The sequence below is a fragment of the Mycobacterium sp. TH-M25 genome (assembly GCF_057473665.1).
Map to the genome: position 1 here is coordinate 1 of NZ_JBYCLA010000522.1, position 4,476 is coordinate 4,476.

The 4,476-nt window shown below is 65.8% G+C and carries 5 protein-coding genes; 3 read left to right on the forward strand and 2 right to left on the reverse strand.

Going from position 1 to position 4,476, the window contains the following annotated elements; translation table 11 throughout:
* From ispG to AC2VOU_RS17545, 3 genes are all read left to right on the forward strand, one after another.
* Positions 1-817, forward strand: an 817-nt coding sequence (gene ispG, locus AC2VOU_RS17535; RefSeq protein WP_486958516.1) for a flavodoxin-dependent (E)-4-hydroxy-3-methylbut-2-enyl-diphosphate synthase, incomplete at its 5' end; no start/stop codon positions are given.
* A 45-nt stretch (positions 818-862) separates the two neighbouring features.
* Positions 863-1,717 carry a GNAT family N-acetyltransferase gene (locus AC2VOU_RS17540; RefSeq protein ID WP_486958517.1) on the forward strand — a complete coding sequence of 285 codons (855 nt, stop codon included), beginning with the start codon at positions 863-865 and terminating at the stop codon, positions 1,715-1,717.
* A 154-nt stretch (positions 1,718-1,871) separates the two neighbouring features.
* The gene (locus AC2VOU_RS17545) at positions 1,872-3,689 is read left to right on the forward strand and encodes a penicillin-binding transpeptidase domain-containing protein (protein WP_486958518.1); all 1,818 of its coding nucleotides are present in this window, start codon (positions 1,872-1,874) and stop codon (positions 3,687-3,689) included.
* Here the strand turns inward: AC2VOU_RS17545 and AC2VOU_RS17550 are convergent.
* Complete coding sequence (locus AC2VOU_RS17550) at positions 3,686-4,066, reverse strand: type II toxin-antitoxin system VapC family toxin (protein ID WP_486958519.1); 381 nt, start codon at positions 4,064-4,066, stop codon at positions 3,686-3,688. The genes AC2VOU_RS17545 and AC2VOU_RS17550 overlap by 4 nt on opposite strands.
* Positions 4,063-4,332 (reverse strand): plasmid mobilization protein, encoded by a 270-nt coding sequence (locus AC2VOU_RS17555; RefSeq protein ID WP_486958520.1) that lies wholly within the window; start codon positions 4,330-4,332, stop codon positions 4,063-4,065. Before AC2VOU_RS17555 ends, AC2VOU_RS17550 begins: the two co-directional genes overlap by 4 nt.
* Between the last annotated feature and the right edge of the window lie 144 nt (positions 4,333-4,476).

Below are 4,476 nucleotides of genomic sequence, written 5' to 3' on the forward strand. Positions count from 1 at the left end.
GCGGGTGAACCCGGTCAACATCCAGGAATTCGACGGCCGTGTCGGGGAGGTGGCGAAAGCTGCCGGCGCGGAGGGTATTCCAATCCGCATCGGGGTCAACGCCGGGTCGCTGGACAAGCGTTTCATGGAGAAGTACGGCAAGGCGACCCCCGAAGCGCTGGTCGAATCCGCGTTGTGGGAGGCCTCGCTGTTCGAGGAGCACGGCTTCGGAAACATCAAGATCAGCGTCAAGCACAACGACCCGGTGGTGATGGTCGCGGCCTACGAGTTGCTCGCGGAAAAGTGCGACTACCCGCTGCACCTCGGTGTCACCGAGGCCGGCCCGGCCTTCCAGGGCACCATCAAGTCCGCGGTCGCCTTCGGCGCCCTGCTGTCGCGGGGCATCGGGGACACCATCCGGGTGTCGCTGTCGGCGCCGCCGGTCGAGGAAGTCAAGGTTGGTACCCAGATTCTCGAGTCGCTCAACCTGCGGCCGCGCGGGCTGGAGATCGTGTCCTGTCCGTCGTGCGGTCGCGCTCAGGTCGACGTCTACAAGCTGGCCAACGAAGTCACCGCCGGCCTCGACGGACTCGATGTGCCGCTGCGGGTGGCCGTGATGGGCTGTGTGGTCAACGGGCCGGGGGAGGCCCGCGAGGCCGACCTCGGCGTCGCCTCGGGCAACGGCAAGGGCCAGATCTTCGTCCGGGGTGAGGTGATCAAGACCGTGCCCGAGGCGCAGATCGTCGAGACATTGATCGAAGAGGCAATGCGATTGGCCAACGAGACCGGCGCTGACGGGTCAACGTCGAGCGGTTCGCCAGTTGTGACCGTAAGCTGACGTTGGCCTGATCCGGCCGAGTAATTCGTCGCAGAAAGAGTCAGTATGTCGGCTCCGCCCATCCGCCGCATGATCAGCGAGCGACGGGTGTCGATTGTGCGTGACGGCGCCTCGGTGCGCCGGGTATTCGACGACGACCCGGTGGGCTCGTGCATGGTTGCCGCGCGAGTCGCCGACTATGGCATGGATCCCAACTCGATCGGTGGCGAGTTGTGGACGCGCCGCGGGCCCGACGAGTCGCTGTGTTACGCGGGTGGCAACCTGATCCCGTTGCGTGGGCGCCGCGAGGATCTTCACGCGTTCGCCGATGCGGCGCTGACCGCGCCGCGGCGGTGTTCGTCGCTGGTCGGCCGCGCGGAGTTGGTGATGCCGATGTGGCAGCGCCTGGAGCGGGTGTGGGGGCCGGCCCGCGATGTGCGCGAGCATCAGCCGTTGATGGCGCTGACCACGATGCCGACCTGCGCGATCGATCCTGGTGTGCGGCAGGTCAAGCCGGACGAGCTCGACACCTACTTGGTAGCGGCCATCGACATGTTCATCGGCGAGGTAGGGGTCGACCCGCGGCTCGGCGACGGTGGGCGTGGTTATCGCAACCGGGTCGCCGGCCTGATCGCGGCCGGACGGGCGTGGGCCCGCTTCGACAACGGCGAGGTGATCTTCAAGGCCGAGGTCGGATCGCAGTCGCCGACGGTCAGCCAGATCCAGGGCGTCTGGGTGCATCCGGAGTGGCGGGGCCGGGGGCTGGGCACTGCGGGCACTGCGACGCTGGCCGCAGTGGTCGTGGGCACCGGTCGGGTCGCCAGCCTGTACGTCAACGACTTCAACACCGTCGCCCGGGCGACCTACGACCGCATCGGTTTCGCCGAAGTGGGTACCTTCGCCACCGTCCTGCTGGACTGACGCGCGTCGAGACCGACGTAGGCGTGATCTCCACTCGGACATTGACGCGCTGGCGTCGATCTCGGCGCCAAATGTTCCGGTGGCCGCGCGCGTAACGATTCCGTCTCGGTGTGTCGCCACCGGTTGGGCGATCCTGGTTCTAACATCAGCCACAATGGCAACAAGAATCACAATGGCATCAGCCGCCACAGCCGCCGTGGTGGTGTTGATCTCGACGACCGCGGTTTCGGCCTGCACCCCGAAACAAGAAGGACCCACGCCTGCGGCGCAGAAATTCTTCGCCGCGTTGGCCAACGGCGACACCGGGGCGGCCGCGGATCTCAGTGACGATCCCAGCGACGCGCGCGAAGCGCTCAATGCGGCGTGGTCGGGGCTGCAGGCCAGCCGTCTGGACGCTCAGATCACCGGTTCGAAGTACACCGAGGACACCGGCTCGGTCAGCTACAGCTACACCTGGCATCTGCCCAAGGACCGGATGTGGACGTATGACGGAAAGCTGAAAATGGCCCGCTACGAAGGTCATTGGCAGGTCCGCTGGAACAGCACCGACTTACACCCGCGCCTCGGTGAGCATCAGACGCTGGCGTTGCGGTCCGACCCGCCCAAGCGCGCCTCGGTCAACGAAGTCGGCGGCACCGACGTGCTGGCGCCCGGCTACCTCTACCACTACACGCTGGATGCGTCCAAAGCCGGCGCTTTCCTGATCAGCTCCGCCCGCTCGGTGGTCGACGCGCTGCACCCCCTCGACGACACGATCAACGATCCTCAGCGCCTGGCCGAGCAGGCCAGCGGCACCGGCAAGCCGGTCGATCTGATCACGCTGCGCACCGACGACAACAACCGCATCGCTACGGCCATCGGGACCCTGCCGGGAGTGGTGATCACGCCGCAAGCCGAGTTGCTACCGACCGACTACCACTTCGCCCCCGCGCTGATCAACCAGGTGAAGAAGTCGGTGATCGAGCAACTCGACGGCCAGGCCGGCTGGCGGGTGGTCAGCATCAACCAGAACAATGTCGATTTGGCTGTGCTGCACGAGGTTCCGCCGGCGCCGGCGCCGTCGGTGTCGATCAGCCTGGACCGGGTCGTGCAGAACGCCGCCCAGCACGCGGTGGACAACCAGGGTCGGCAGGCGATGATCGTGGTGATCAAGCCCTCGACGGGGGAAATCCTCGCGGTCGCCCAGAATGCCGCGGCCGACGCGATCGGTCCGCTCGCCACCACTGGCCTCTACCCGCCCGGATCGACGTTCAAGATGGTCACCGCGGGCGCGGCGCTCGAGCGTGACATGGCAAGTCCCAACACGCTTTTAGGCTGCCCCGGGCACCTGGATATCGGGCAGCGCGTCGTTCCCAACTACGGCGGATTCGATCTGGGTGTGGTCCCGATGTCGCGCGCATTCGCCAGTTCGTGCAACACCACCTTCGCCGAATTGGCCAGCCAGATGCCGCCGCGCGGTTTGACCCAGGCCGCCAACCAATACGGCATGGGGCTGGATTATCAGATCGACGGCATCACCACGGTCACCGGATCGGTGCCCCCGACAGTCGACTTGGCCGAGCGCACCGAAGACGGTTTCGGCCAGGGCAAGGTGCTGGCGTCGCCGTTCGGCATGGCGATGGTCGCGGCGACGGTGGCCGCCGGAAAGACGCCGGTACCCAGGCTGATCGAGGGGCGGCCCACGACTGTCACCGGCGACAGCTCGCCGATCACCGAGAAGATGATCGAAGGGCTCCGGCCGATGATGCGACTGGTCGTGACCAACGGCACCGGCAAGGAGATCGCCGGCTGTGGCGAGTTGTACGCAAAGACCGGTGAGGCCGAATTTCCCGGTGGTTCGCATGCCTGGTTCGCGGGTTACCGCGGCGATCTGGCCTTCGCGTCGTTAATCGTCGGGGGAGGCAGTTCGGAGTACGCGGTGCGGATGACCAAGTTCTTCTTCGACTCGATGCCGCCAGACTATTTGGCTTAGGGGCTGAACGCGCTTCTCAGCGTCTGATCGAACGTCTTGATTCGGGTGACGCCGCGGCGCTGGCAGCAGGCCAGGTGAAGCAGATCGCGCGCACCGAGGCCGGGGTGGCGGCCGTGCAAGCTTCTAGCGTGAAAGACGTCAGCAGGCTCAACAGGCCAACTTTCAGTCAGCGATCGCGCCAATGTCAGCGCTGCGTCCAGGGCGGCAACCCGGCCTACCGGTACGTATGCGTGGAGCAGTTCCTGCATCACCTCAGCCGATGTGACGAGTCGGTCTTTGTGTTCCACGCTTTGTTCGAAGAAATCGCGGGCGGGCGTCCGCAGCGGGTGGTCACGGCCGACTGCATACATGAAGACGTTGGTATCGACGAAGATCATGTCGTCGAGGCGCCACTTCCGCGGGACTCTCGTATCACCCGCAGGTGGCGGTCCCAGTCAGGTTCCGGCCCGCTTTCGTCTGGCAGCGAGGAGAAGAACTCGCGGAGTTCCCCGATGGTGCGGATCGGGCGCTGCCGCCGGGTTTCGAGTCGCTGGAGACCTGCCTGGCGCAGCCAATTGCTCAGCGACGTGTGTTCCGCCGTGGCCTGCTGGCGAAAAGCCTCCCGCTCCTCGTCGGAGAGAATCACCTGAACTCGACTACCCATGTGTAACGATGTTACACACTGATTCTTGCCGCGTCGTGATTCGTCGCCGGCGGTGGTTCGCAGGACGCGTTGCTTACGACCACGTTCATGGTTCAGACAAAGCCGTCGCCCGGCCGCGAGGGGCGACCGGGCGACAGGGTTTGC